Source organism: Sphingomonas sp. (genome assembly GCF_013812825.1).
Lineage (GTDB): Bacteria > Pseudomonadota > Alphaproteobacteria > Sphingomonadales > Sphingomonadaceae > Sphingomicrobium.
Genome location: NZ_JACCSU010000060.1, coordinates 17,269 through 41,945 on the forward strand (window position 1 = coordinate 17,269; position 24,677 = coordinate 41,945).

Consider the following 24,677-nt stretch of genomic DNA (forward strand, 5'->3'; position numbering starts at 1 on the left):
AGTGCGGCTCGCGACCTTCAACCTCAACGGCATTCGCGCCCGCCTGCCGCGCCTGCTCGAATGGCTCGAGCGCGAGAAACCCGACGTGGTGTGCCTCCAGGAACTCAAGTGCGCCGATGAATCGCTGCCGATCGCGGACGTCGAAGCGGCCGGCTACGGGGCCGTGTGGCACGGGCAGAAGGGCTTCAACGGAGTCGCGATCCTGGCTCGGGGCGACACTCCCGAGCTTCGCCGCACCGGCCTTCCCGGCGATCCGGACGACAGCCACAGCCGCTATATCGAGGCGCAGGTCGGCGATTTCATTGTCGCCTCGCTCTATTTGCCCAATGGCAACCCGGCCGGAACCGAGAAGTTCGACTATAAGATCCGGTGGATGGAGCGGCTCGGCGACCATTCGAGCGAGCTGCTCGGCGACGAGCGCGCGGTGGTGCTCGCCGGCGACTGGAACGTGGTGCCGGAGGACCGCGACGTGTTCTCGGTTCGGGCGACGGCGCACGATGCGGTGATGCAACCGGAAGCGCGCTCGGCCTGGCGGCGGCTCGTCCACCAGGGATGGACCGATTCGCTGCGTGCGCTGCACCCGGACGAGCCGAAGCTTTACACCTTCTGGGACTATACCGCCGGCTGCTGGCAGCGCGACGCGGGCTTCCGGCTCGATCACCTGCTGTGCTCGCCCGAGGCCGCCGACCGGCTGCGCGGCGCCGGCGTCGACAAATGGGCGAGGGCTCAGGAAAAGGCGAGCGACCACGCGCCGACCTGGATCGATCTCGCCTAGCTAGAGCGCCTTTTCAAAAATCCGGTAGACGTGGTTGACCCGCGCGCCCGGTAGCTCGGCGATCGATATCATCCCCTGGTTATCCTCGAGAACCCAGCCGAACTCGCCTTGGGCGGCGCCGTAATTGGCGACCGCAGCGCGGCGCGTGGACTCGATCAGCATGAAGGCGATCTGGGTCGCCAGCCGGCTGTTGTGGAGCTTCGAGGCGACGCCCATCAGCGGCACTCGCACCCGGCTCGTCCTGGGCTTGCGCAGGCGCCACAGCAGCTTCGCCCAGCCAAACGGAAACAGGTGCCCGTCGAGGTCGCGGATCAGCTCGTTGACGTCGGGAAAAGTGACCATGAAGGCAACCGCTTCACCGTCCAGCTCGGCGATCCGCACCAGGTCCTCGAAGACGATCGGCTTCAGTTTCTTGCCGGCATAGGCGATCTCGGCCTCGGTCAGCGGAACGAAGCCCCAATTGGCCGACCAGGCATCGTTGAGGAGGTTGAGGATGATCCGCGCCTCGCTCGCAAAGCGGCTTTTGTCGACCTTGCGGATGTGAAGGCGCGGGTTCTTCTCGCCGGCGGCGACCAGCCGGTCGGCGAGCGGATCGGACCAGCCGGTGATGCCGACTTCGTAGGTCAGCAGGTCCTTGGCCTTGGAATAGCCGGCCGCCTCGATCCACCGGCGATATTCGGGCCGATGATGGCCCATCATCACCGTCGGCGGCTCATCGAAACCCTCGATTTCGAGCCCCGGCTCGTCCCAGATCGACAGGCTGACCGGCCCGAGCGCCCGGCTCATTCCCTGCTCGCGGAGCCAGTCCTCGGCGACGGCGATCAGCGCGGCGGCCGCCTGCTCGTCGAGCGCCTCGAACATGCCCCACTGGCCGGTGCCGGCGCCCATGTGGACCTGGACGAGATCGTCGACCTGGGCGCTGATCCGGCCGACCGTTCGGCCGTCGCGCTCGGCCAGCCACAGCTGCGCGCGGGCATGCCCGAACCACGGGTTCTTCTTCGGGTCGATCAGCGCGTGGACTTCGCCCTTGAGCGGCGGCACCCAGGCTGGATCGTCTTCATAGACCCGCCAGACGAAGTCGACGAAGGCCCGCCGGTCGGCCGCGGAGGCGACCGGCCGAACCTGTACCTCAGCCGGCATGGTTGGTTTCAGCCGACCCGGTCGCGCTTGCGCGGGTGGCCAGTCGCTACTCCGCCCGAAAGTCGAGCGACCCACGGGTAGCGCTCCGCAACCTCGGGAGTGTAGCCGAGGTTGAACACGTTGGGGCTTTTCTCGGGCCGCTCGCGGCGGTCGTAGAAGGTGCCCAGCACCCGGTCCCAGAAATAATTGGTGATTCCGAAATTGCCGGTCTCATCGTGGAAATGATGGGCCATGTGCCGCTTCTTCATCTCGGTGACCAGCGCCCACTTGGGCTTGTAGGCGAGATGCTGGATGCAGTGGACGAACTCATAGACGCAGGTCGTGAGGAGCCCGGCCGCGAACGCCGCCGCGGCGCCGCCGGTGCCGCCGATCGCATAGCCGATCGGAACCGTGACGGCGGCGATCGTCGGAAGCGTCGTGTGCAGCGCTCCGAACAGAACCTCGAGACGATTGGGGTCCTGGTGGTGATCGAAGTGGATGCGCTTCCAGGTGCGAGCCAGCGCCGGCACCTTGAACATCCATGTCGAGTGCAGGACCCAGCGGTGAAGCGCGTACCACACGAGCGGGTAGGCGAGCACGATCGAGCCGGCCGCGGCCAGCGTCTCGAGCGGGGACGCCGGATACAGGGTCCACACGCCCGCCGACACCGCGGCCAGCGCGATGTAGGCGAGGATCGCCGGATACTGGAAATAGGCGATCCACAGCTCCTTGAGCGTCATCCGGTCAAGGTAGTGCGAACGGTTCCAAATACCCTTAGCCATGGTCTCTGCAGTCACGAAATTCCCTTGAATCGATGCCGTCGCCCCCGGCGGCATTGCGGATGTGGGACTGTAATAAGGCATCTTTGCGACAGTGGAAGGGTCGGAAGTGGGCTGCTGGGCTCGCGCGATCCCCCCGGATGGAGCTGTGCGCGTCACTCTTCGCTGCGGATCAGGACCGTTTCGCCGATCAGCAGGAACAGGACGAAGGGCGCCCAGGCGGCGAGCAGGGGCGGGTAGGCGCCGACATTGCCCATCGCCAGGCTGAAATTGTCGGCGACGAAATAAGCAAAGCCGAGCGCCATTCCGACGGTCGCCCGGAGCAGCACCTGGCCGGACCGGGCGAGGCCGAACGCGGCGACCGCGGCGAGCAGCGGCATCAGCAGCGTCGACAGCGGACTTGAAATCTTGTGCCACAGGCCGGCGCGCGCTTCCTCCGTGTGGCGGCCGGCGCGCTCCATCTGCTCGATCCGCTGCTTGAGGGTGAAGAAATCGAGCTGGTCGGGATCGACCTTCGCCAGCGTCAGCCGCTCCGGCTCGACCCCGGGTAGCGCCGTCATTTGGTCGTGGCGGCGCACCAGGTTCATGGTCGCGTCGTAAACCCGCACATTCTCGAGCAGCCACGCGCCGCCCGCCGGCCGCGCGCGCTCCGCATCGATCACTCGGCGAAGAGTGCCGCCCTCGCGATCATAGATGGAGACGCCGGTAGCGCGCAGCTGTTGATGCTGGCCGACCACCTGTCGAGCGCGAACCAAATCATTGCCGACCAAGACCCAGACATTGGACAACAAGTCGCTGTCCGGCGGAATCGGCCGATAATCATTGTCGTTCCACGCGGTGACGGTCCGCGCCGCCTTGACCACCACCGTCTCATTGAAGGCGAAGGCCACCGCCGCGATGCCGAGGCTGGCGACGATCAGCGGGGCGAGGATCTGGTGCGCGGAAATCCCCGCGGCCTTCATCGCGATGACCTCGCTGTGCTGATTGAGCCCGGCGAAGGCGATCAGAGTCCCCAGCAGCACCGAGAAGGGCAGGAACCGCGCGGTCAGCAGGGGCACCCGCAGCGCGACATATTGCCACAGCTCGGCGTCGCCATTGCCGGGCACGGCGAGGATCTTGCCCGATTCCCCGAGCAGGTCGAGCGTCATCAGGATCAGCACCAGCGCCACCAGAACCGCCAGGCTGCGGGTCAGGAACAGCTTGACCGTGTAAAAGGCGATCCGCCGCGACGGGAAGAAATGCAGGTTGATCATGCGGGCGCTCTGGTCATGCCCGCTCCGGTCTCGGCAGGAGCGAGCGCACCGCCCGCCCGACCTTGGCAAACGCGCGCTCGAGCGCGCCGATCGGCTGGCCCCCGGGCTGGTGGGCGAGCACGTGGTACATCCACACGATCAGCGCCGAGAGCAAGACCAGCGGCACCCACAAGGCGACAACCGGTTCGATCCGCCCCTGGGCGCCGGCTTGCTCGGCATATTGATTGACCTTGTGATAGGCGACGACAATGACGATGCCGATGAAGATGCCGAGCGACGACGAGCTTCGCTTCGGCGGCACCGCGAGCGCCAGCGCCAGCAGCGGAAGCATCAGCATCATCAGCACCTCGACAATCCGGAAGTGCAGATTGGCCTGAGCGGCAAGGCGGTCCTCGCCGGTGGCGCCGCCGCCATAGCCTTCGTGAAACAGTTCGTTGAGCGTCAGTTCGTCGTGGTCATGGCCGCGGTTCCGGAAGCGATCGACCTGGGGCAGGTTGATCGGCAGATCGTAGCTTTCGAACGACAGGGTCCGCGGCGCCGCGAATTTTGGCGATTGCTGGATCAGGCGCCCCTCGCGCAGCCGGAACAGGATCGTGTCGGGATCGTCGGTCGACAGGAAGCGGCCGGTTGCAGCGGTTGCCGCGACTGAGGTGCCCGAGCGGTCGTCGACCTGGACGAAAATGCCCCGCAGGCGCGTGCCGCTGTCCTCGCTGCCGTCGATCCGCAGCGTCAGCCGCTTGCCGAGCCGGTTGAACTCGCCGACCCTGATCGATGCGCCGAGCGCTCCGGAGCGCAGGTCGAACCGCAGCCCCTCGTAGCGGTAGCGCGCATAGGGCTCGATGTAGCCGACGATCGCCAGGTTCAGGAGCATCAGCGCGGCCGCGTAGGTGTAGGGCACGCGCAGCAGCCGGCCGAAGCCGATGCCGATTCCGCGCAGTGCATCGAGTTCCGAGGACAAGGCGAGCTTGCGGAAGGCGAGCAGGATGCCGAGCATCAAGCCGATCGGGATTCCAAGCGAGAAATATTCCGGCAACAAATTGGCCAGCATCCGCCAGACGACGCTGACCGGCCCGCCCGCGGTGACGACGAAATCGAACAGCCGCAGCATCTTGTCGAGCACCAGCAGCATCGCCGCCAGGATCAGTGTGCCCAGCAGAGGCACCGCGATGGAACGCGCGAGGTAGCGGTCGATTAGCGAAATGCGGCCCAATTTTTAGTCGTCCAAACACCATGATTTGGCCGCAAAGCGCGCCGAGACAGCTACGCGGGCGGCTCTCCCTTCCCGTGAAGGACCGCGCCCGGTGTGCGTCGAAAACGAACGGTCTGCAATATCATGTCGAATACGCGTCTCCTGCTTGTCGCCCCGCTGCTTGCCGCGATGGCCACGGCCGCGCCGGCGCGCATCGTCGGTTCCGACGCGCAGGCGTGCCTGACGGGCAAGCCATCGATGCTGGTTCGAGTCAGCGGCCTCAAGAAGCCAAGCGGCACGGTCAAGGTCGCGGTCTATGCGGCGCAGGGTTACCTCGCCAAGGGCGGCAAGCTTCGCAAAATCGTGGTGCCGGTGCGCTCGAGCGGTCCGATGGACGTCTGCATCGCGGTTCCGAAGGCCGGCCAATATGCGGTCGCCGTCCATCACGACCTCAACGGCAACGGCGACAAGGATCCCAATGACGGCGGCGGCTATTCGGGAAATCCGAGCCTGTCGATCACCAATCTCAAGCCGCCGTTCGGCAAGACCGCGGTGCGCGTCGGTACGGCCCCCCGCCGGGTGACGGTCCTGCTGCAGTACCGCGAGGGCCTCTCTATCCGACCAGTGAACGGGTGATGACGCGTCCGCGGATCGCACTGCTTTCCAATCCGAAGTCGACCGGGAATCTAGCTCAGCTTCCGCGGATCAGGGCGTTTTGTGCCGATCACCCCGACATTTTCCACTATGAGGTCGAGAAAGCCCACCAGGTCGGCACCGCGCTGCGGACGATCGCCCGAGTGCGGCCCAAGATGCTGGTCATCAACGGCGGCGACGGCACCGTCCAGGCGGCTCTGACCGAACTCTACAACGGCGGCCATTTCGGCAATCAGCCGCCGCCGGTCGCCGTCCTGCCCAGCGGCAAGACCAATCTCATCGCCCTGGATTTGGGAGCGCCCGGCGACCCCATCGCGGCCCTGGAGAAATTGCTCGAGATCGCCCAGGCCGACTTGAGCCTCCACATCGTCGCTCGCGAGCTGATCGCTCTGCGCTGCGGCGCGGGCGAGCAACGGCCGGTGATCGGCATGTTCCTGGGCGGCGCCGGGCTCGCCGACACGATGCTTTACTGCCGCGAGAAGATCTATCCGCTCGGCCTTCCCAACGGGGTCAGCCACGCGCTCACCGGATTGGCCTTGCTCGCGCGGCTGTTCCTCAGGCTCAAAGCCAATTTCCTGCCGCCCCGGCCAAGCCCGTTGGCCGTGTCCTGGCGCAACAGCCAGAGCCTGACCGGCCGCTTCTCGCTGCTGGCGGTGACGACGCTCGACAAGTTGCTGCTGTCCGGCGAGATCAGGGGGCATAATCGCGGCGCGCTCCGGCTGGTCGCGATCGAAGAGCGTCTCGGTTCGGTCGTGGGGGCCTTCTTCGCGACCTTGTTCGGCAAGCTCGGCCATTCCAAGCTGCGCGGGGTCCACTTCGAGGAAAGCGACGAGATCAGCATCGAGGGGGAAAGCTCCAAGGTGATCCTCGACGGCGAAACGTTCCGGGCCGAGATCGGCCGACCGATCCTCCTCAAGCTCGCGCAGCCGCTGTCGTTCGTCCGCATTGCCGCGTAAAGGCCGCGCCGTGGACGAGCTCAAGCAGCTGGTCGCGGAGGAGCTCGCGACTACCGTCGATCCGCGCGTTGCCAAGCTGGCGGCGGCGATTGCCGCCAGGCACGGGGCCGCCTCGCGGGCGGTGCTGTTCTACGGCTCCTGCCTTCGCGAAAAGCAGCTCGAAGGATTGATGCTCGATTTCTACCTGATCGTTTCCGATTATCGGGCGGCCTATGACAAGCGCTGGCTGGCGGCAGCCAACCGGCTGGTACCGCCCAACGTCTTCCTGTTCGAAAAGGATGGGCTCGCCGCCAAATATGCCGTGCTCAGCGAAGCCGATTTTCGGCGCGAATGCAGTTCGCACGCTTTCACCGTTTCAACGGCCGCTCGTTTTGCGCAGCCATCGCGCTTGGTCTGGTTCGCGGACCAGAGCGCAGCAGAGCGCGCCATCGAGGCGATCACACAGGCTGGCCCAACACTTCTGGATTGGACACTTCCGGTGGCAGTGGGTGGTTCACCCGAAGAAGTTTGGCAACGTGCATTCCAGCTCACTTTCGGAGCCGAAATTCGCGCTGAGCGGGCTGGCCGCTCTGAGCTCCTGGTCGCCGCTGATCCGCAGCGCTACTACCAATTCGGCCTTCGCGCGCTTCAAGCCATCGCTGAAAAGCGGGGCGTTGGACCAAATGGCGAGGTTCCGCTGATGATGCGGCCTGATCGGGCAGAGCGTTGGTGGCGCAAGATGCAGCGTCGCGGGAAATGGTATTCGGTCCTCCGGCTCGCCAAGGCGAGCGCGACGTTCACCGGCGGGGTCGACTACATCGCCTGGAAGATCAACCGCCACGCAGGGACGCAAATCCAAATCAAGCCGTGGCAGCGGCGCTGGCCGCTGCTCGCCGCGATCAGCCTTTTGCCGCGACTCCTGAAGTCCGGGGCCGTTCGCTAGCCCGCCGTGCGAGGGCCGAGGAGACTGCATTGGCGAGCGCGCCGACGGTGAACGGCTTGCGCAACAATTCGTAGCCGACGAGCTGGTCGGTCTCGCCCTCGCCGACATAGCCGGTGACGAACAGCACGGCGAAGTCGCGGTGAGTGGCCTTGAGGTAGCGGATCAGCTCGGGACCGGTCATCTCGGGCATGATCACGTCGCTGATGACCAGGTCGAATTCGTGGCTTTCGAACAGCTTGATCGCCTCGGCGCCGCTTGAACAGGCGACCGGCTGGTAATCCAGATCCTCCAGCGCATCGACGGTCGCCGCTCGGACCCGCGGATCGTCCTCGACCAGCAGGATGCTCGCTCCCGGGACGTGCGCCTCGCTTTCCGAGCGCTGCATGGCCGGGTGGAGGCGCACCGCGGCGGGCGCCGATTCCGTCCGCGGCAAGTAGATCGAGACCGCCGTCCCCTTGCCGAGCTCGCTTTCGATTCCGACCTCGCCGCCCGACTGGTGCGCAAAGCCGAAGATCTGGCTGAGCCCGAGGCCGGTGCCCTTGCCGACCGGCTTGGTGGTGAAAAACGGCTCGAACGCGCGCTCGAGGACTTCGGGGGTCATTCCGCAGCCCGTGTCGGTGACGCTGATGCGAATATATTCGCCGGGCCGGACATCCCCGACTTCGTTGGCCTTCAGGGTGACGTTCGAAGTGGTGATCCGCATGATGCCGGTGCCGTCCATCGCATCGCGCGCGTTGACCGCGAGGTTGACGATGGCGTTCTCGAGCTGGTGCGGGTCGACGTAGGTCGGCCAGCTGTCGCGGGCGAGGTCGACCTCGACTTGAATTCGCTCGCCGAGCGTCCGGTCGAGCAAGTCGGACATGCCGGCGACCAGCTCGCTGCTGTCGACCCGCTCGGGGAGCAGCGGCTCGGAGCGGGCAAAAGACAGCAGCCGCCGGGTCAGGGCGGCGGCCCGTGTCGCGCCTTCCATGGCGTTGATGAGATGGGTCATGACTTCGCGCTTGGGACCGTTCAAGCGGCGTCGGGCGAGATCGATTCCACCGACCACCACCGCCAGCATATTGTTGAAGTCGTGGGCGATGCCGCCGGTTAGCTGGCCGACCGCCTCCATTTTCTGGACCTGCCGCAATTGCGCTTCGGCGAGCTGCCGCTCGACCGCTTCGGCGCGCAGCGCTTCGTTGGCGTCCTGCAACTCCTGAGTGCGCTCGGCGACGGCCTGCTCGAGCGCCTCGGCGCGCGCCGACTCGGACTCGGCCTGCCGGCGCGCGGCTGCGTTCTGTCGAACCGCCTGGATCGCCACCAGGCCGAGGAAGATGGCGCCGATGCCGACGATGATTCCCAGCCAACTCAGATAATCCGTCAGCCGGTCGGCCTGGGCTGAGAAGATTTCGCTCTGCTCGATTCGCTCTCGCAGCGACTTGCGCTCGGCATCGGCGATTTCGTCGAGCTTCCGGGTGACGCGGGGACCAGTGTCGACACGGCCGGCCGCGTAATAAAAAGAGGTGCCGCCTTCGCCCTGCTGGGCGGCCGCCGCGCGCGCGGCGGGAAACAGCTCGCCGCTGCGCATCGCGTACAATTGCTCGAGCTCATTGACGCGCTGCCGCTGCTCGGGGCTGGTGCGCACCAGCCGTTCGAGCTGATTGATCTGGTGCCCGGCGAGGCGCCACTGGCTAGAGAAGATGCTGCCGCTGGTCTTGATGTCCTCGTCGAGGACAAAGCGGCCGAGCGCGGCCTCGGCGCGCGACATGCTGGAATCGACGCCGCGAACGAGCAGCGCGACATTGTAGGCGCGGCGCTCGGCCTCGAGCGCCTGCTCGCGGGCGTCGTTGGACAGAGCGACGAGGACCACCATGGCCAGCAGGACCAGGGTCGCAATCAGGCCGCCGGCTGCCGCACCGCCTCGGCGCCAGTCGAAATGCAGCTCGTCCCCCGCCGGCATCATGGCGCTAGTCTAGACCTGTATGCTGCCCCGTGAAAGGCGGCTTGGGGTCAGTTTATGCAGCCTGTCGCACGTCCTGCAGCAGCGAACATGCCGAGAACCTCACCGACCTGCTCGCTGCTGTGCTCCGAGCAGAGCGAGCAGCGCAGCAGCGTCATGCCCGCGGGCGTGGCCGGAGGCCGTGCAAGATTGACGTACAGACCGCGCTCCAAAAGCGCTTCCCACATTGCCGCCCCGGTCTCGAGGTCGGGCATCAGGACGGCGATGATCGCCGACTGCGGCTCGTCGGTCCCGAGGCTGAAGCCCAATTGCCGGAGGCCCGAGTGAAGCCGCTTGCTGTTCTCCCAGAGGTGGGCGCGCTTGTCGGCCGCATCCATCAGCTTGCGGATCGAGGTCGCCGCGGTCGCCACCACGGAAGGGGGCAGCGAGGCGGTGAACACGTACGGCCGGCACACCAGCCTCAGGATTTCGAACTTGGGATGGTTCGAGACGCAAAAGCCGCCGACCGTCCCGACCGACTTGGAGAAGGTGCCGATGATGAAATCGACGTCGTCGATCACGCCCTGGGCTTCGGCGACGCCGCGGCCATTTTCCCCGATGAAGCCCATCGAGTGCGCCTCGTCGACCAGCACCATCGCGCCGTTCTCCTTGGCGACCCGAACCATCTCGGTCAGCGGGGCGACGTCGCCGAGCATCGAATAGACGCCTTCGAGCACGACCAGCTTGCCGGCGCCTTCGGGCACGCGCTTCAGGCGCTTCTCCAGCGCCTCGACGTCGTTGTGGTGGAACGGCACGATCTGGGCGTTGCCGAGCGCGCAGCCGTCGTAGATCGACGCATGGCTGTCGATGTCGAGGACGATATAGTCGTCCTTCCCGGCCAGGGTCGAAATCACGCCGAGGTTCGCCTGGTAGCCGGTGGAAAACACCATCGCGTGGTCCATCGCGTAGAAGTCGCGCAGCGCCTGCTCGACCGCCCGATGGCCGGAATAGGTGCCGTTGAGCACCCGGCTTCCGGTGGTCCCCGAGCCAAAGTCGTCGAGCGCCTTCTTGCCGGCCGCGATCACGTCGGGGTCGAAGGTCATCCCCATGTAATTGTAGGTGCCCAGAAGGATGGTGCGCTTGCCGTTGCAAATCGCGACGGTCGGGCTTTCGACCCGGTCCATCACCAGGTTGAACGGGTCGGTGAGGCCGGTTTCGAGCAGCGTCTCGCGCTGCTCGATCAGCGCGTCGAACTTCGAGAAGAGATCGCTCACCGCTCGCCCTGCAGCTGGCCGACCGCGTCGACGAGCTGGCCGACCGTTTCAATCTCGGCGGCTCGGTTCATGCTGATCAGGATGTCGAACTCGTCCTCGACCGACGCGACGAAGTCCATCACCGTCAAACTGTCCCATTCGAGATCCTGGGCGAACCGCGTGCTTTCGGTCACCGCGATGCCCTTCTTGTTGAAGGGCTCGATCAGCTTGGCGATTTTGGCAGCGGTCTCGTCTCGATCGGTCATGGGCGGCTCGTAGTGGCGGGCATTCGGTTTCGCAACGCAATGGGGCGCAAAAACGGCGGTTCGGAGCCAGCCCTTAAAGCCAGCCCTGGGCCCGGTACCATTGAGCGGTCGCGGTGAGGCCGTCGGGCGTCGCGATCCGCGGTTGCCAGAGATCCGCGGGAGCCGCATGCGCGGCATCGACGACCCAGTCGGGATGGCAGAAATAGGCGGCGCGATCGGTGGTCAGCTTGGCCTTGTCGCCGCGCAACAGCCGGTCGGCCCTGGCGCCCAGCCGGAGCAGTCCCGAAGGGATCGAAAAGCTAAGACCCCGCCGACCGACCGCCGTGCCGAGCGCCTCGGCAAATTCCTTGTGGCTCCAGGCGCCCGTCCGGCCGTCGTCGGGCTCGATCGTCACGCCGCTCGGGGCGCCGGTCGCCGCCAGCGCGAGTAGCAGGCGGACGAGATCGTCGGCGTGGAGCAGCGACAGGCGCCCCTCGGGCGGCAGCAGCACGAACCCGAGCTTCGCCATTTTGAATAGTTCGAGCGTCTCCTTGTCACCAGGCCCATAGACGGCCGGAGGCCGGACGATCGCAAACGGCAGTCCGGAGTTGGCGACGAGTTGCTCCGACTTCGCCTTGGATGCGCCGTAGAGCGACAAGTTCGGTTCCCGCGCCGCGAGCGAGGACACATGGACAAAGCGTTTGACGCCGCTCGCCTTGGCTGCGACGAGCATCGCCTGCGTCCCATCGACGTTGCAGCGGTCGAAATCGGCGGCCGTGCGTCCACTGATCACTCCGGCGACGTGGATCACCGAGTCCGCTCCCGCCACCAGCTTCGCGAGCGCGACTGGCTCCTCGAGCGAGCCGCTTACCCAGTCGACGTTTACGCGCGCCGGCAGGGGGCGTCGGGTGAGCGCGCTCACCTGATGGCCGTCCGCTACCGCGGCGTCGAGCAGACGCGAGCCGACGAAACCCGTGCCGCCGGTGACCGCCAGCTTCATGGCCGCCGAATCACAGCGGCGACCACGGCCGCTCGTTGGGCGCCGCCTCCGCGGATTGCCGCTCGGCCGAACCGAGCTGCTCGACAATCGCGTCGAGCAAGGCGTCGATCCCCTGGCCGATCGGCGCGGAGATCGGAATCGAATCCGCGCCGCTCGCCTCGTCGAGCGCCTTCTTCACCTTCGCCAGTTGCTTGCCATCGACAAGGTCGGCGCGGCTCAGCGCGATGACCTCGGGCTTGTCGGCGAGGTCCGCGCCGTAGGCATCGAGCTCGCCGCGCACCACGCGCCACGCTTCGACCGGGTCGTCGCCGGCCGCGTCGACCAGGTGCAGCAACAGCTGGCAGCGCTCGACATGGCCGAGGAAACGGTCGCCGATCCCGGCCCCTTCCGCGGCTCCTTCAATCAGCCCGGGAATGTCGGCGATGACGAACTCGCGACCCTTGTGCCGGGCGACTCCGAGCTGCGGCCGAAGCGTCGTGAACGGATACTCCCCGACCTTGGCGGCCGCGTTGGTGGTTGAGTTGAGGAACGTCGATTTGCCCGCGTTGGGCAGGCCGACCAGGCCGACGTCGGCGAGCAGCTTCAGCCGCAGCCACACCCACATTTCCTCCCCCGGCCAGCCGGTGCCGTGCTGGCGCGGCGCCCGATTGGTCGAGGTTTTGTAACTGGCGTTGCCGCGGCCGCCGTCGCCGCCCTTGAGCAAAGTCATCCGCTGGCCGACCTCGGTCAGATCGGCGAGCAGGCTACGGTCCTCGTCGTCGGCGAGGATTTGGGTCCCGACCGGGACCTTGATGACCAGGTCTTCGCCGCCCGCCCCGGTTCGGTTGGCCCCGGCTCCGCCCTTGCCGCGCGGGGCCCGGAAATGCTGGGTGTAGCGAAAGTCGATCAGCGTATTGAGGCCGGGCACCGCCTCGAAGATGATGTCGCCGCCCTTGCCGCCGTCGCCGCCGTCGGGCCCGCCGAACTCGATGAACTTTTCGCGCCGGAAGCTGACCGCTCCCGGCCCACCCGTGCCCGACCGAATAAAGATCTTCGCCTGGTCGAGGAAATGCATGGGCCGGCAGTTAGGCGGGGCTGCGGCGAATTGCTACCGCAGCCCCGTCAGGCCGCGAGAGACTCCTTGTCCTGCGTGGCGGCCGCGCAGGTGAGGTCGAGCGCGAGCATTTTCGCCGGTGCCTCCGTGCCGCGCCCACAACTCATCCGCGGAGCCGTGATCCCGAGCGGCTCGAAGCCGAGCTTCTCGAGCACTCGCCCCGAAGCCGGGTTGTCGAGGAAATAAGAAGCCTGGAGCCGCGGCACCCGAAGCGTCCGGGCGATATCGACCAGCGCCGCCGAGGCTTCGGTCGCAAAGCCGCGGCCCCAGAAGGCGCGCGCGATCCAGTAGCCCAGCTCGACCGCGCCCGACGGTCGCCGACCGAGCCCGCAAGAGCCGACGAGGAGCGGATCACCGTCCGTCCGCTCGAAAGCCAGGAACGAGGGCAGCACCGGGTCCCGCGGCTGGGCGAGGAACGCCTCGGCGTCGCGCAGCCGATACGGCCACGGCGCGGTCGCGAGATTGCGGACGATCCGCTCGTCGGCGATCGCGGCGGCAAGCGCCGGCGCATCCTCGGCCCAGCCGGGCCTGAGCAGCAACCGTGCGGTCCTCGTGAACATCGTCCTTCTCCCACCGGGGCCCGTCGGCGGGCCCGAGACTGTTGGGAGAAGACAAAAAGAAAGGGAGCGGAGGGGGCTTCCCTCTTCTCCCTTGTGGCTTCGATCCTGTGGATCTCGTCCGGGCCGCCCCCTTGGGGAACGGCCCTTTATCGACCGTCCCTATTCGCTTGCTTCCGCCGGCATGACGTGGACGTACTTTCGCCCGAGCTTGCCATCGCGGAAGGCGACCGAGCCGTCGGTAAGCGCAAAGAGGGTATGGTCCTTGCCGATGCCGACGTTGTCGCCGGGGTGCCAGCGCGTGCCTCGCTGGCGCACGATAATGTTGCCGGCGCGGGCCGACTGGCCGCCGAACAATTTGACGCCGAGGCGCTTGCTCTCGCTGTCGCGGCCGTTGCGGGAACTGCCGCCTGCTTTCTTATGTGCCATTTGAACTACTTCTTGGGTTTGGCTGGTTTCTTGGCGGCGCCCTTAGCAGGCGCTTCCTTTTTTGTCGACGGGGCCTCGGCCTTGGCCTTGTCGCCGGCAGCCTTTTTCGGCTTGGCCGGCTTGGGCTTCGCCGCAGCCTTGGTCTGCTGATCGGGGTTGGCCGCGGTCTCGCTCTCGGGCGCGGGATTCTCGGTCGGAACGGCCGCAGCCTGTCCCTTGACGTCGGGATCGCCGGCGTTGGCCTGGGCCGCTGCTTCCTTCTTGGCCGCCGCGGCGGGAGCATCCTTGGCGGCCTTCGCGGGCTTGGAGTCCTGCTTCTTCTCGGCCTTGTGGTCGCCGATCGCGACGATCCTCAGGATCGTGTGCTGCTGTCGGTGGCCCTGCTTGCGCCGGTAATTGTGGCGGCGGCGCTTCTTGAACACCGTCACCTTGTCGCCCTTGGCCTGGGCGACGATCTCGGCCGCGACCTTCAGCCCGTCGACGGACTTGAGGTCGGAGCCCTCGCCGGCGAGCAGCACGTCGCTGATGTCGACCCGGTCGCCGGCTTCACCGGCCAGCCTCTCGACGACGATCTTGTCTCCCGGGGCGACGCGATACTGCTTGCCGCCCGTGCGCACGACTGCGAACATTGGCTCTTCTCTTCTCGTCAGAAATGACCGTTCCGCGCACGTTTAGCGCCCAAGCACTGCGGGTCGCGGAAAGGGAGCCGCCTATGGCAGCGGCTATGCCCTGTCAACCGGAGAGGCCGTGGCGAACGCTGTTGCGCCCGGACCACAACCTCGATCAATCTTGGCCCTCTGGCGTTTGGCGCTTGCCTGCCGCGCACATTGCGACAAGCTCGCTTTTCGGCGCGCATTCGCGAGGAATCGGACTCGCGTTGCGCCGTTGTTGGGGGATGTACCATGTCCAAGCACGCCATCCGTTCATTGATGCTCGCTACGCTTTCGCCGCTGGCACTGGCCTCCCCGGCGGCTGCCCAGCAGAACCAGGAAGCTGTCCAGGACGCTCCCGAGGCGCAGAGGCAGGGCGAGCTGCCAGACCAGTCGACGATCGTCGTCACCGGCACCCGCCGGACCGACCGGACGGTTGCCGACAGCCCAGTGCCGGTTGATGTAATTTCTGCCGAGAGCCTCAGCCAGAGCGGCCACACGGAGATCAACCGGGCGCTCACCCAGGAAGTGCCGAGCTTCAACTTCCCGCAGCCGGCGATCACCGACGGCACCGACGTGATTCGCCCGGCGACCCTGCGCGGCCTGTCGCCGGACCAGACGCTGGTGCTGATCAACGGCAAGCGCCGACACACATCGGCGCTGCTCAACATCAACGGCTCGGTCGGGCGGGGTTCGGCTGCGGTCGACATCAACCTCATCCCGACCATCGCCTTGTCGCGGGTCGAGGTGCTGCGCGACGGCGCCGCCGCGCAATATGGCTCCGACGCGATCGCCGGGGTGATCAACTTCCAGCTTCGAAGCGCCCGCTCGGGCGGCAGGGCGAGTGTTACCTACGGGCAATATTTCACGCGCGTCAACGACATCCAGACGTACGACTCGGTGGTGGTCGGCCCCGGCAACACGCCGGTGTTCTCGCCGGACGGCACGCTCCAGCTCGACTACACCGGCGAAGACCGCAGGCGGCGCGACGGCGAGACGCTGACGCTTGCGGGCGTCGTCGGCCTGCCGGTCGGCTCGGCGGGCCACGTCAACATCGCCGCGGAGTTCCAGGACCGCAACGACACCAACCGCACCGGGGCCGACCCGCGGCGGCAATATCCGCTGATCGGTTCGGCGCTCGACCCGCGCGAGCTGGAGTTCAACCGATTCAGCCACCGCTACGGGGACCCGGAGACTCGCGACACGAAGATCTTCGCCAACGCCGAAATGCCGTTCGGCGGCGAAGGCGGCACCGAAGCCTACGCGTTCGCCAGCTACAACGACCGCCAGGGCGAGAGCGCCGGATTCTATCGCCGGGCGCTCGATGCGCGCAACAATCGGGCCATCTACCCCAACGGCTTCCTGCCGCTGATCACCACCGACACCGACGATTATTCGGGTACCGTCGGGGTTCGCGGCGACATGTCCGGCTGGCGCTGGGACCTGTCGGGCCAGTATGGCCGCGACCGCGTCGACTTCCGCATCGTCAACTCGCTCAACCGCTCGCTCGGCCCTGACTCCCCGACCGAGTTCGACTCCGGCGGCCTCAAGTACGGGCAGACTCTGTTCAACCTCGACGTCAGCCGCGACCTCGTGCTCGGCTTTGCCGAAAAGACGACGCTGTCGCTCGGCGCCGAATACCGCCGCGAGGCTTTCGACATCCGCCCGGGCGAGCCCAACAGCTACATCAGCGGCTCGTTCGGCGGCGCCCCCGGAGCCCAGGTGTTCCCCGGCTTCACTCCGACCATCGCCGGCCAGCAGGTCGACCGCGAGCGCAAACGCAACAACAAGTCGCTCTACGCCGAGATCGACAGCGACATCAGCTCCATGTTCAATGTCCAGGCGGCGCTTCGCTACGAGAATTATTCCGACTTCGGGACCGACCTCAACTGGAAGCTGGCGTCGCGAGTCGAGCCGGTCCGCGGCTTTGCACTGCGCGCGTCCGCCTCGACCGGCTTCCGAGCGCCTTCGCTCCAGCAGCAGTTCTACGCCGCTCAAGCGACCAACAATGTCGTCGGCGTGGGCCTGCTCGACACGGTCACCCTGCCGGTCGACAATCCCGCTGCGCTCGCGCTCGGTTCGAGCCCGCTCGATGCCGAGCAGTCGATGAGCTTTTCAGGCGGGTTGGTGGTGAGCGCGGTGCCGCGGCTGAACGTCACCGTGGATGCCTATCAGGTCGACATCGACGACCGCATCCTGGTGACCGAGAATCTCGGAGCGTTCGGCACTTCGGCGCAGCGAGCCGCGGTCCTTGCGATTTTGTCGGCCGCGGGCTTCCCAAGCGTCGCGGCGGCGCGGTTCTTCGTCAACGGAGTCGACACCCGGACCCGCGGGCTCGACCTCGTCGCCACATACCGCGTGGCGATGGCCGACATGGGCCGGCTCAACCTGACCGGCGGCTTCAATCTCAACAAGACCAAGATCACTCGGAATGCCGCGGTGCCGGGGGCGCTCGCGACGATTCCGGGCCTGGCCCTGTTCAGCCGCCTCGAATCGCGCCGGCTCACGCACGGTCAGCCGCGCAACAAGATCAACGCCTCGGCCGACTACGACCACCACTGGTTCGGAGCGACGCTGCGCGCGACCCGCTACGGAAAGGTGCTGGCTGCCGGCAACGACGAGTTCACCGACGTCAACCTGAAGCCCAAGACGATCACCGACCTCGAATTGCGCGTCAAGCCGATGGGCGACCGCTTCACCCTGGCGCTTGGCGGCAACAACATTTTCGATGTCTATCCGACCAACACGCCCCGCGGCCGAGCGGTCGATCCAGCAACCGGCCTGGAGCGCAACTACCCGGACACCAACTACGCGCTCCCCTTCTCGCAATTCTCGCCGTTCGGATTCAACGGCCGATTCCTCTACGGGCGGCTCTCGGCGAACTTCTGAGGGGTCGGGGGAGGGCCTCGGCCCTCCCTGCGCGGCGGCGTCGCGCGGGCTAGTGCCGGTGCTCGCGCCTTAGCAGGTAGCGGCCTTCGTCGAAGCGGTCGAACAGCGAGTCGATCGCCGGATGGTCGATCGGCTCGTCGCTGTCGTCGGGCACCAGATTCTGCTGGCTGACGTAGGCGACGTAGCTCGCTTCGCTGTTCTCGGCGAGCAGATGATAGAAGGGCTGGTCCTTGGACGGCCGCATGGCCTCGGGGATCGCCTCGTACCACTCCTGGCTGTTGGCGAACTCCGGGTCGACGTCGAAGATCACTCCGCGAAAGTCGAGCAGGCGGTGGCGCACGACTTCGCCGATCGCAAAGCGCGCCAGGGGGATTGATGACAAGTCGGCCGACATGCCGCTGAAACGATCAGTTGGGGACATGGCTGCAATCTAGGGACGCTTCAGTTTCAGGCAAGGACCGCGAGGCTAGGCAACTCCGGGAGGCGCTGCTAGAGCGCGCGTCCGACCGAAAGCCGGCTTGCACCGGCCAGCACCCGGGACTGCGGAGAGGTGGCTGAGTGGTCGAAAGCACCGCACTCGAAATGCGGCGTGGGCGCAAGCCTACCGTGGGTTCGAATCCCACCCTCTCCGCCACCCAACAGCCAAACCAGCCTGGTCTTCGAGCGAGCTAGTCCACCGCTCGGAAGCAGGCGGTAATTTGCGACATGACCGCCGATTGCCTGTAGCTGCAGGCACGACATGGACGTGCCGCACTTGAGTACCACGACGCCAATCTCAGCGTGGGCTATGGCGGTCGCATACTTGGCCGACGCCTGTTGCATGTTAGAGTAAGTGCGCAACCCTGGGGGCACTCCGGCAATGCGCGAACCGATGATCGATCCGGCTCGATATCCGCTCTTCGACAAGCTGCTGTTCGCGGTTTTCGTGCTGGCGGTTCCGGCTGTCGTGGGCAGCTCATGGACGATTTTCCGCGACGGCGACGTAAGCTGGCACGTCGCCGCCGGCCGCTGGATCCTGGCCCACGGCAGAGTGCCGGACACCGATCCGTTCTCGCACACGATGGAGGGGCAGCCCTGGGTTGCTTTCGAGTGGCTGTCCGAGGTGATTTATGCGAGCGCCTTCAACGTCGCGAGCTACGCGGGACTGGCCGCTACGGTAACTCTCGCGCTGATTGCGATGTACGCGATCCTCTTCGATTTTCTTCGCCGTCGAGCGGGTCCGATTGCCATCCTGGTCGCGTTCGCAGTGGTCAATATCCTGACTTATCCTTTCCTCTTGGCGCGCCCGCATGTGCTCGCGTGGCCACTGCTTGCCGGCTGGACAGCCGTTCTCCTGAAATGCCGCGACAGTGGTCAGGCACCGCCTTGGGCGCTGGCTCTGCTGATGTTCCTTTGGGCCAACATCCACGGCAGCTTCGCGATGGGCTTCATCATCGCAGGCGCGGTGGCGCTGGACGCCCTGGTCGCGGTGCGTTGGGACCGCAATGTTCTGCTACGGTGGCTGATGTTCGGCCTCGCCAGCCTAGCGGCGGCGCTGCTGAACCTAAACGGCCTGGACGGTTTGCTCCACCCGTTGACTGTTTCGGGCATGAAAACCTTGCCGGCGATCGAAGAGTGGCTGCCCAGCAACCCGCGCACGAGCCCCTTTTTCTACTTTATCCTGCTCGGCACACTTGGAATTCTGCTCTTTCGGCGGGCGAGCTTCACCGTCGGTGAATTGCTGCTCTTACTGTTTTCGCTGGCCTTGGCCTTCTGGCATATCCGTCACCAGGGAGTGCTCGCGATCATCGCCGCGTTGATCGTCACGCCGCGGCTGGCCGGCGAGGCTCGCAGCCAAGCGGCTCCACTATTCAAATCGACGGCGGATTGGCGGATCTGGACCACCGCATGGATTACGGCCCTTCTGCTTATCGTCGGGCTGCGATTCGCAATACCTGCCCAGCCAAGAGAAGGCTTTTCCAACCCCCGAAATCTGATCGCTCATGTTCCTAGCGCCTTGAAGAGAGAGCCCGTGCTAAATGAATACAGCTTCGGCGGGCCGCTAATCCTGGCCGGTATCCGCCCATACATCGACGGTCGCGCCGACATGTACGGAGATGCATTCTTTTCGGACTATTTGAAGATCGTAGACGGCGACCACGCGAGGTTCGATCGCGCGGTCAGGAGATACGGCATCAGTTGGACGATTCTACAAAAGGATGATCGGCTGGTGAAGGTGCTGGACGCGCGGCCGGAGTGGAAGCGACTGTATGGAGACAAGATCGGCGTAATTCACATTCACCAGCCGCGCATGACTGGAGAACTGTCCTCGGCCCGTTAGTGGCGCCGACGCGAGTGATATCTCTCGAGAATTCTCCGGCTAGACGTGTCCTGTGTAGTGGAACCTACGCCGACCTCGGCAACTTTAACGGGTAGTAAAGTCGAGCTGCTTTTACGAGGGATCCCAGTTGAACCTGCCCGCGATCAGTGGGAATCTTCATGGCCGTTCGGTCGATCTGCTGTGGTCCCTCGAGATGCGGCTCAACCGGATTATCCTCGGCTGGCTGTTCGTCGCTGGGTTGGCGGCGGCGGTCCGAATTGAATCGAACCGCCTGGAAACCTCCTTGGGAGCTGACGGCCTGCCTCCCTATCTATTGCTGGTCGTCGCTCCGATCGCGTGCATCCTCCTGGCACTTCGTTGGTTCGCCGACGGGGAGCGCTCGCCGCAGCCCAGCTTCCGAATCGCGCAAGTCGGCCGGTGGCGAACGCTGAGCGCGGATGAAGTGACGACGCACCCGCTTTACGGCACGACCGGCATCATGTTCTCGCTGCTGGTCGGCATGCTGCTGAACATACCCGTTCGCGCCGGCGAGTATCTGCTGGCAATGCCGGCGATATCGGGTCCGGTCCCGCCCTGGCTGTCGGTTCTTCACACGATGATGACAATCGACGTCGTCCTGTTGTCGAGCCTCTACGGAATCGCGTTCGTTGCCGCGCTTCGGAAACTGCCGCTGTTCCCGCGGCTGCTGGTCGCCGTGTGGATGATCGACATCGCCATGCAACTGCTGATCGCCCAGATGGTTGCCGCAACGCCGGGTCTGCCGGGCAGCGTCGCCCAAGCGCTTCAGAGCCTGCTCGCAGGCAACCTCAACAAGGTACTGATCAGCGCCGCGTTGTGGCTACCATATCTGCTGCTTTCGACCCGAGTGAAGGTCACGTACCGACGTCGGATTCCAGCTTGAACTACAACAGCGCGACTGCCTTCCCCCAAAGCTCGTGCGTTCCGGGAGCCGGCGGACCGTTTCTCAGCCTTCGTGCGACTCGTCCGAATCGTCGGCCGAAACGCCCGGATCCGCGCCTAATTGGTCGCTTGGCCCGTTGAAAACAGTGTCCCGAGAGCGACATTTTAGTCCAAAAATGGGACGGGTTGCTGCCGCAGAATATCGCTGACGCGGCTACCACCCCGAATGATATCCGTTGAATTCCAATTACTTGATGCCTTCGTATTGGCAACATGTTGGTAAACAAAAATTGAATCGAAATCGTTGACAATTCGTTAACGCGGGTGCAGCCCGTTTTGCAGCTGAGCGGCTCGGGGGCGGTTCAAGCGTGCACCATTTCCAAGGACTTAATGTGCCGGGGAGTGGGTGCATGGTGACATTCTTTCCTTCCCGACTTTTCGCGAAGCGAATTCCGGCGTGTCCGGGATTTTTGCAGCCTGGAAGGACGTGACATGAGGACCTTCATTAACATGATTAAGGACGAGGCAGGGGCCTCGGCCGCCGAATATGCGCTGATCCTGGCCATTGTCGGTACGGGCATCGCGGTTGCAGCATTCCTGCTTGGAGGCGCAATTTCGAACGCCATGAACAAGGCCACGAACTGCATCGATAGAACGCCCTCTGGGATTGCATGCTAATTCGCTGGGGCCACCCTCGGTGGCTCCACTTTTAGCCGCATTTTCGCAGAGCACTAAACCTTCGGAAGCTGGCGCCTAGCGACACTCTTCGCTTCCGAACTTCGCAAAGCGGGATCCCGGGCGCGGGGCTTGGGAAGTTGCATTAGGGAAAGACGTGACATGAAGACTTTCATCAACATGATTAAGGACGAGGCAGGGGCCTCGGCCGCCGAATATGCGCTGATCTTGGCCATTGTCGGTACGGGCATCGCGGTTGCCGCGTTCCTGCTTGGAGGCGCGATTTCGAACTCCATGAACAAGGCGACGAACTGCATCAGCAGGGCACCGTCTGGGACCGCTTGCTAATCGATCGGGGCCGCCCTCGGGCGGCCCCGCTTTCTTCTTCAGCCAGGATATGGCAGTAATCGCATTCAGCGCTGGGGGGCGCCCAAATGAGACGGCAGACTCTGATCGCTTTGGGTGTTGCGCTCCTTTTGGGGCTTTTCGCCGTCTATCTCGGGAACGTATTTCTAAGCCGCACCGAGCAGAAGGCCGCGGCTGTCCCGGACGGCATGACCAAGGTCGCGGTCGCCGCGGTACCGCTCGACTACGGGGTCGAGATCACCCCGGACAAGATCCGCTTCGCCGACTATCCGGTCAGCAGCGTTCCGCCGGGAAGCTTCCGCAGCATCTCTCAGCTGCTGCCGATGGGGAAACGCCGCGTCGCTCTGCGCCCGATGCTGGTGAATGAGCCGATCCTCGCAAACAAGGTTTCAGGCGAAGGCCAGGGCGCGTCGATCGCCGCCCTGCTGCCCGACGGCAAACGTGCCGCCGCGGTCCGCATCAACGATGTGTCGGGAGTGGCCGGCTTCGTACAGCCAAACGACTCCGTCGACGTGCTGGTGACTCGGCAGGCCGGAGGCTCAGATGCGCAAGTGACCGACCTTTTGCTCCAAAACGTCCGCGTCATCGCCATCGATCAGGACGCGAAGGGCGCGGATGGCGCTCCGACAGTTGGCAAGACGGCGACGTTGGAAGTCGATCCCCTCGACGCTCAGAAACTCGCGCTCGCGCAGCAGGTCGGTCAGCTCAGTCTCGTCCTTCGGAAGCCAGGTGATGTGCAGGACAGCACCGTCGCGACGACCGTCAGTCTGAATGATCTACGCTACTCGCTTTACGGCGGAGCGCGCTACCCGGCGGCGGCCGTGCCATATCGGCCAACCGCGCCGCGCACCACGGTGAGGCGCGTTGGCCCCAGGCCCTCGCCCGTGGTTCGCGCCGCGCCACAGCCGCGAACCAGCAACGTTCAGATCGTTCGTGGCACCGAAGGCAACAGTTACGAGGTTGGGGATTATGGCTCGTAAGTTTTTGCGCGTCGCGCTGGCCGCGGGCGCGGGCCTGACGGCGCTGACAGCGACGGTTCCTGCGGCTGCCCAAAGCGGGATAATCAGCGTCGCCGAGGACGTGCACGCGGGCGAGCTGGTGGTGCCCCTCAATAAGAGCCAGGTCGTGCGCGTCGACCGGCCTTATGCAAAGGCTTTGGTTGGCAACCCGGAAATCGCCGATATCCTGCCGCTGACCAACCAATCCCTCTACGTACTCGGCAAGAAAACGGGCACGACCAGCCTGACGCTTTACGACCGCGGCAATATGTTGATCTCGGTCGTCGACGTGGTCGTCGGGCCGGACGTCCTCACTTTGAAGCGCCAGCTGTCCGAATTGATGCCGACGGATCAGGTTGGCGCGCGAATTTCCAACGACTCCGTTGTGCTGGAAGGCATTGTATCGAGCGCTCCGGCGGCCGACCGCGCAGTTCAGCTCGCCGAGACCTATGCACCCGGCAAGGTCGTCAATTTGCTTTCAATCGGGTCGGCGCAACAGGTGATGCTCGAGGTCCGCTTTTCAGAGATTAAGCGTTCGGCGCTCAAGCAGCTTGGTATCGGTGGTTTCCTTACCGGCGCCGGCCGCGCAGCGATTGGCGGCGGGGCGGGGCTTGTTGGCGCCGGTCCACCGACCCTCGGCGCAATTGTCGACAGCTTCGGCATTTTGCAACGTAGCTTCGGCTTGGGCGGGCTCGACATCGATGCGACACTTGAGGCGCTCGAGCGCAAGGGAATGATCACGACGCTCGCCGAGCCGACGCTGGTTGCTCTGTCGGGTGAGACCGCCAGCTTCCTTGCCGGGGGTGAGTTCCCAGTTCCGGTGATCCAAGGTAGCGGTGGCGGCGATGACGATGATGCAGGTAGCCGCAGCCTGACCGTCGAGTGGAAGCCGTTCGGTGTCAGCCTTGCTTTCACTCCGACCGTGCTCGCCGATGGCGTCATCAACATGATCGTCGCGCCGGAGGTCAGCTCAATCGACCCGACGGCCTCGATCGTCATTAACAATCTGCGGATCCCGGGCCTCCAGACCCGCCGGGCGAAAACCGTCGTCGAGCTGCGCGACGGCGAGAGTTTCGCGATGGCTGGCTTGCTCCGCCGCGACTTCCAGGACACCGTCCGGCAGTTCCCGATCCTCGGCTCGATCCCGATCATCGGCACCCTGTTCCGCTCGACGAATTTCCAGCGCGAGGAAACCGAGCTGGTGATCATCGTCACTCCGCGGCTCGTGCGGCCCGTCCCGGCCGGTACGTTGAAGGCGCCGACCGATCGCGCCGGGCCTCCCGCCGAAGCGGACCTTTTCCTGCTGGGCCGCACGGATACCGGCGTCCCGCCGTCTCCAGGTGCGACGGTGGCTCCGCCGCCGCCGCCGGCGGCCCCGGTGATTGTCGTCCCCCCGCCTGCCGGAGGGTCGGCATCACTCAAGCCGATGGGCTTTGAAAAGGAGTATGGACATGTCCTCTAGGCGATTGCTGATCGCGCCGTTGACACTGGTCCTGCTCGCGGGATGTGACACCGTCTATCCGCAAACCATGTCTCCCGATCCGGGTTTCGGCGAGGCGGTCAAGTACAATGCCGCGGTCCAGACGATTGATCCGGATCCGGTCTATGACGCCAACGACTTCCAACCGGGCGATAGCGGTGCCAAGGGCGCGGCGGCCGTCAAGCGCTACCGGACCGACGCGGTGAAGGACGTGGAGACGATCCAGACTTCAACTGGAACCGGTCCGCAGTGAGGGG

At 65.3% G+C, this 24,677-nt stretch carries 24 protein-coding genes, 1 tRNA gene and 1 pseudogene; 13 read left to right on the forward strand and 13 right to left on the reverse strand.

The window, feature by feature from the left end; all coding sequences use genetic code 11:
- The first annotated feature begins 1 nt into the window (after position 1).
- Positions 2–775 carry an exodeoxyribonuclease III gene (locus H0T81_RS07715; protein ID WP_294011537.1) on the forward strand — a complete coding sequence of 258 codons (774 nt, stop codon included), beginning with the start codon at positions 2–4 and terminating at the stop codon, positions 773–775.
- Here the strand turns inward: H0T81_RS07715 and H0T81_RS07720 are convergent, their stop codons facing one another.
- The 4 genes from H0T81_RS07720 to lptF all read right to left on the reverse strand — a co-directional run bounded on the left by H0T81_RS07720 (position 776) and on the right by lptF (position 5,136).
- Complete coding sequence (locus H0T81_RS07720) at positions 776–1,915, reverse strand: N-acetyltransferase (protein ID WP_294011539.1); 1,140 nt, start codon at positions 1,913–1,915, stop codon at positions 776–778.
- Positions 1,916–1,923: 8 nt separating this feature from the next.
- Positions 1,924–2,676, reverse strand: coding sequence for a sterol desaturase family protein (locus H0T81_RS07725; RefSeq protein WP_294011541.1), 753 nt, complete (start codon positions 2,674–2,676; stop codon positions 1,924–1,926).
- A 152-nt stretch (positions 2,677–2,828) separates the two neighbouring features.
- Positions 2,829–3,926 carry an LPS export ABC transporter permease LptG gene (gene lptG / locus H0T81_RS07730; RefSeq protein ID WP_294011543.1) on the reverse strand — a complete coding sequence of 366 codons (1,098 nt, stop codon included), beginning with the start codon at positions 3,924–3,926 and terminating at the stop codon, positions 2,829–2,831.
- Between the two features lie 13 nt (positions 3,927–3,939).
- Entirely contained in the window at positions 3,940–5,136 is a 1,197-nt protein-coding gene (gene lptF, locus H0T81_RS07735) for an LPS export ABC transporter permease LptF (RefSeq protein WP_294011545.1), read from the reverse strand.
- Between the two features lie 168 nt (positions 5,137–5,304).
- Between lptF and H0T81_RS07740 the strand changes: the two genes are divergently transcribed.
- The 3 genes from H0T81_RS07740 (at position 5,305) to H0T81_RS07750 (ending at position 7,647) form a co-directional block, all read left to right on the forward strand.
- Positions 5,305–5,751: a DUF2141 domain-containing protein gene (locus tag H0T81_RS07740; protein WP_294011547.1), complete on the forward strand. Its 447-nt coding sequence runs from the start codon at positions 5,305–5,307 to the stop codon at positions 5,749–5,751.
- Positions 5,751–6,725 carry an acylglycerol kinase family protein gene (locus H0T81_RS07745; RefSeq protein WP_294011549.1) on the forward strand — a complete coding sequence of 325 codons (975 nt, stop codon included), beginning with the start codon at positions 5,751–5,753 and terminating at the stop codon, positions 6,723–6,725. Before H0T81_RS07740 ends, H0T81_RS07745 begins: the two co-directional genes overlap by 1 nt.
- Before the next feature lie 121 nt (positions 6,726–6,846).
- A complete protein-coding gene (locus tag H0T81_RS07750) occupies positions 6,847–7,647 on the forward strand; it encodes a hypothetical protein (protein ID WP_294011551.1) in 801 nt (266 codons plus the stop codon).
- On the opposite strand, the gene H0T81_RS07755 is transcribed toward H0T81_RS07750, so the two are convergent.
- The 8 genes and pseudogenes from H0T81_RS07755 to rplU form a co-directional block, all read right to left on the reverse strand.
- The gene (locus H0T81_RS07755; RefSeq protein ID WP_294011553.1) at positions 7,604–9,589 is read right to left on the reverse strand and encodes an ATP-binding protein; all 1,986 of its coding nucleotides are present in this window, start codon (positions 9,587–9,589) and stop codon (positions 7,604–7,606) included. The genes H0T81_RS07750 and H0T81_RS07755 overlap by 44 nt on opposite strands.
- A gap of 47 nt (positions 9,590–9,636) precedes the next feature.
- On the reverse strand, positions 9,637–10,839 hold the full coding sequence (locus H0T81_RS07760; RefSeq protein ID WP_294011555.1) for an aminotransferase class I/II-fold pyridoxal phosphate-dependent enzyme: 1,203 nt from the start codon (positions 10,837–10,839) through the stop codon (positions 9,637–9,639).
- Entirely contained in the window at positions 10,836–11,084 is a 249-nt protein-coding gene (locus H0T81_RS07765) for an acyl carrier protein (RefSeq protein WP_294011557.1), read from the reverse strand. The genes H0T81_RS07760 and H0T81_RS07765 overlap by 4 nt, the downstream gene beginning before the upstream one ends.
- 73 nt (positions 11,085–11,157) lie before the next feature.
- Positions 11,158–12,063 carry an NAD-dependent epimerase/dehydratase family protein gene (locus tag H0T81_RS07770; protein ID WP_294011559.1) on the reverse strand — a complete coding sequence of 302 codons (906 nt, stop codon included), beginning with the start codon at positions 12,061–12,063 and terminating at the stop codon, positions 11,158–11,160.
- Between the two features lie 10 nt (positions 12,064–12,073).
- Positions 12,074–13,117, reverse strand: a complete 1,044-nt coding sequence (gene obgE, locus H0T81_RS07775) for a GTPase ObgE (RefSeq protein WP_294011561.1) — start codon at positions 13,115–13,117, stop codon at positions 12,074–12,076.
- A gap of 47 nt (positions 13,118–13,164) precedes the next feature.
- Positions 13,165–13,716, reverse strand: coding sequence for a GNAT family N-acetyltransferase (locus H0T81_RS07780; RefSeq protein WP_294011563.1), 552 nt, complete (start codon positions 13,714–13,716; stop codon positions 13,165–13,167).
- A gap of 159 nt (positions 13,717–13,875) precedes the next feature.
- On the reverse strand, positions 13,876–14,142 hold the full coding sequence (rpmA, locus tag H0T81_RS07785; RefSeq protein WP_294011565.1) for a 50S ribosomal protein L27: 267 nt from the start codon (positions 14,140–14,142) through the stop codon (positions 13,876–13,878).
- Between the two features lie 266 nt (positions 14,143–14,408).
- Positions 14,409–14,771: pseudogene (gene rplU / locus H0T81_RS07790) on the reverse strand (50S ribosomal protein L21); the annotation flags it as partial.
- Positions 14,772–15,044: 273 nt separating this feature from the next.
- On the opposite strand from rplU, the gene H0T81_RS07795 reads away from it, so the two are divergent.
- Positions 15,045–17,681, forward strand: a complete 2,637-nt coding sequence (locus tag H0T81_RS07795) for a TonB-dependent receptor (RefSeq protein ID WP_294011567.1) — start codon at positions 15,045–15,047, stop codon at positions 17,679–17,681.
- Positions 17,682–17,730: 49 nt separating this feature from the next.
- Here the strand turns inward: H0T81_RS07795 and hspQ are convergent, their stop codons facing one another.
- Positions 17,731–18,075, reverse strand: coding sequence for a heat shock protein HspQ (hspQ, locus tag H0T81_RS07800; RefSeq protein WP_294011569.1), 345 nt, complete (start codon positions 18,073–18,075; stop codon positions 17,731–17,733).
- Positions 18,076–18,225: 150 nt separating this feature from the next.
- Between hspQ and H0T81_RS07805 the strand changes: the two genes are divergently transcribed.
- From H0T81_RS07805 to H0T81_RS07840, 8 genes are all read left to right on the forward strand, one after another.
- A tRNA-Ser gene (locus H0T81_RS07805) sits at positions 18,226–18,315 on the forward strand.
- A gap of 237 nt (positions 18,316–18,552) precedes the next feature.
- Entirely contained in the window at positions 18,553–20,001 is a 1,449-nt protein-coding gene (locus H0T81_RS07810) for a hypothetical protein (RefSeq protein ID WP_294011572.1), read from the forward strand.
- 127 nt (positions 20,002–20,128) lie between these two features.
- Positions 20,129–20,902: a DUF2569 family protein gene (locus H0T81_RS07815; RefSeq protein WP_294011573.1), complete on the forward strand. Its 774-nt coding sequence runs from the start codon at positions 20,129–20,131 to the stop codon at positions 20,900–20,902.
- A gap of 491 nt (positions 20,903–21,393) precedes the next feature.
- On the forward strand, positions 21,394–21,579 hold the full coding sequence (locus tag H0T81_RS07820; RefSeq protein ID WP_294011575.1) for a Flp family type IVb pilin: 186 nt from the start codon (positions 21,394–21,396) through the stop codon (positions 21,577–21,579).
- A 159-nt stretch (positions 21,580–21,738) separates the two neighbouring features.
- Positions 21,739–21,924 carry a Flp family type IVb pilin gene (locus H0T81_RS07825; protein WP_294011577.1) on the forward strand — a complete coding sequence of 62 codons (186 nt, stop codon included), beginning with the start codon at positions 21,739–21,741 and terminating at the stop codon, positions 21,922–21,924.
- Positions 21,925–22,010: 86 nt separating this feature from the next.
- Entirely contained in the window at positions 22,011–22,922 is a 912-nt protein-coding gene (cpaB, locus tag H0T81_RS07830; protein WP_294011578.1) for a Flp pilus assembly protein CpaB, read from the forward strand.
- Positions 22,912–24,402, forward strand: a complete 1,491-nt coding sequence (locus tag H0T81_RS07835; RefSeq protein WP_294011579.1) for a type II and III secretion system protein family protein — start codon at positions 22,912–22,914, stop codon at positions 24,400–24,402. Before cpaB ends, H0T81_RS07835 begins: the two co-directional genes overlap by 11 nt.
- A complete protein-coding gene (locus tag H0T81_RS07840; RefSeq protein WP_294011580.1) occupies positions 24,392–24,673 on the forward strand; it encodes a hypothetical protein in 282 nt (93 codons plus the stop codon). Before H0T81_RS07835 ends, H0T81_RS07840 begins: the two co-directional genes overlap by 11 nt.
- Positions 24,674–24,677: the final 4 nt, after the last annotated feature.

Excerpts from the sequence above, each read along its gene's own strand:
- H0T81_RS07720 (WP_294011539.1), bottom strand. The coding sequence starts at position 1,915 with ATGCCGGCTGAGGTACAGGTTCGGCCGGTCGCCTCCGCGGCCGACCGG.
- H0T81_RS07725 (WP_294011541.1), bottom strand. The coding sequence starts at position 2,676 with ATGGCTAAGGGTATTTGGAACCGTTCGCACTACCTTGACCGGATGACG.
- lptG (WP_294011543.1), bottom strand. The coding sequence starts at position 3,926 with ATGATCAACCTGCATTTCTTCCCGTCGCGGCGGATCGCCTTTTACACG.
- H0T81_RS07740 (WP_294011547.1), top strand. The coding sequence starts at position 5,305 with ATGGCCACGGCCGCGCCGGCGCGCATCGTCGGTTCCGACGCGCAGGCG.
- H0T81_RS07745 (WP_294011549.1), top strand. The coding sequence starts at position 5,751 with ATGACGCGTCCGCGGATCGCACTGCTTTCCAATCCGAAGTCGACCGGG.
- H0T81_RS07755 (WP_294011553.1), bottom strand. The coding sequence starts at position 9,589 with ATGATGCCGGCGGGGGACGAGCTGCATTTCGACTGGCGCCGAGGCGGT.
- H0T81_RS07765 (WP_294011557.1), bottom strand. The coding sequence starts at position 11,084 with ATGACCGATCGAGACGAGACCGCTGCCAAAATCGCCAAGCTGATCGAG.
- H0T81_RS07770 (WP_294011559.1), bottom strand. The coding sequence starts at position 12,063 with ATGAAGCTGGCGGTCACCGGCGGCACGGGTTTCGTCGGCTCGCGTCTG.
- obgE (WP_294011561.1), bottom strand. The coding sequence starts at position 13,117 with ATGCATTTCCTCGACCAGGCGAAGATCTTTATTCGGTCGGGCACGGGT.
- H0T81_RS07780 (WP_294011563.1), bottom strand. The coding sequence starts at position 13,716 with ATGTTCACGAGGACCGCACGGTTGCTGCTCAGGCCCGGCTGGGCCGAG.
- rpmA (WP_294011565.1), bottom strand. The coding sequence starts at position 14,142 with ATGGCACATAAGAAAGCAGGCGGCAGTTCCCGCAACGGCCGCGACAGC.
- H0T81_RS07795 (WP_294011567.1), top strand. The coding sequence starts at position 15,045 with ATGTCCAAGCACGCCATCCGTTCATTGATGCTCGCTACGCTTTCGCCG.
- hspQ (WP_294011569.1), bottom strand. The coding sequence starts at position 18,075 with ATGTCGGCCGACTTGTCATCAATCCCCCTGGCGCGCTTTGCGATCGGC.
- H0T81_RS07810 (WP_294011572.1), top strand. The coding sequence starts at position 18,553 with ATGATCGATCCGGCTCGATATCCGCTCTTCGACAAGCTGCTGTTCGCG.
- H0T81_RS07820 (WP_294011575.1), top strand. The coding sequence starts at position 21,394 with ATGAGGACCTTCATTAACATGATTAAGGACGAGGCAGGGGCCTCGGCC.
- H0T81_RS07825 (WP_294011577.1), top strand. The coding sequence starts at position 21,739 with ATGAAGACTTTCATCAACATGATTAAGGACGAGGCAGGGGCCTCGGCC.
- cpaB (WP_294011578.1), top strand. The coding sequence starts at position 22,011 with ATGAGACGGCAGACTCTGATCGCTTTGGGTGTTGCGCTCCTTTTGGGG.
- H0T81_RS07835 (WP_294011579.1), top strand. The coding sequence starts at position 22,912 with ATGGCTCGTAAGTTTTTGCGCGTCGCGCTGGCCGCGGGCGCGGGCCTG.
- H0T81_RS07840 (WP_294011580.1), top strand. The coding sequence starts at position 24,392 with ATGTCCTCTAGGCGATTGCTGATCGCGCCGTTGACACTGGTCCTGCTC.